The organism is Gordonia sp. SCSIO 19800 (assembly GCF_018132775.1).
Taxonomy (GTDB): Bacteria; Actinomycetota; Actinomycetes; order Mycobacteriales; family Mycobacteriaceae; genus Gordonia; species Gordonia hongkongensis.
Genome location: NZ_JAGRQM010000063.1, coordinates 1 through 671, shown reverse-complemented (window position 1 = coordinate 671; position 671 = coordinate 1). Strand labels below are relative to the sequence as shown.

Annotated in this window: 1 protein-coding gene; it reads right to left on the bottom strand. The window is 66.5% G+C overall.

Annotated elements, in window-relative coordinates; translation table 11 throughout:
* On the bottom strand, window positions 1-389 hold a 389-nt coding region (locus tag KB201_RS24665; RefSeq protein ID WP_307848135.1), incomplete at its 3' end, for a DUF222 domain-containing protein.
* Between the last annotated feature and the right edge of the window lie 282 nt (window positions 390-671).

Sequence of the window (671 nt, the reverse complement as noted above, 5' to 3'; positions counted from 1 at the left end):
GGGATCAGTTCGGTGCGGGAGATGACCAACCGGATCTGCCACTGCGACAGGACCCCGTCACGCAGGGTGTCGGCAACCTCGGGGAGCCGATCCCGCAGCGCGATCGCCTCATCGATCAGGGTTTCGGCATGCCGTCGCGACACCCCGGCCTGGCGGGCGATGCGGGCCGCGCAATCGGCATGGCCGTCCATCACGAACCCGGACGCGCTGGTGGTGATCAGGCGGTCGGTCATCGCTGCGATCGTCTGATACTGGTGCCAGGCGAGGTAGGACTCGCCGCGCCGGGTGGCGTCGAGGCCGGCCATCAACAACACCATGTCGGTCTCGGCGGCGTGGGCAGGATCGACCCCGGCGACGAACTGGCCCGGTAGATCGGTCCAAGCCTTCACCACGCCCCCCGACGCCTGTCCACTCACCCGCTGCGACCAGGTGATCCGTTGAAAAACAATGTAAACCCGGCCACCGACAATTCCGGTTGAGTCTCCACAGGAGTGACATCGTTGTCGACGAAATGGGCTCTGGGCGTTGCGGTATGGTGCCGTCCGGGTTGGCGATGGCTGAGTTCGTCGGGTTGCCAGGTGGTTTCGACACGGCGACTCGCCTAGCGGCTCGTTGCCGGCTCAACCAGCGGGGGTGGGCGACTCGCCTAGCGGCTCGTTGCCGGCTCAACC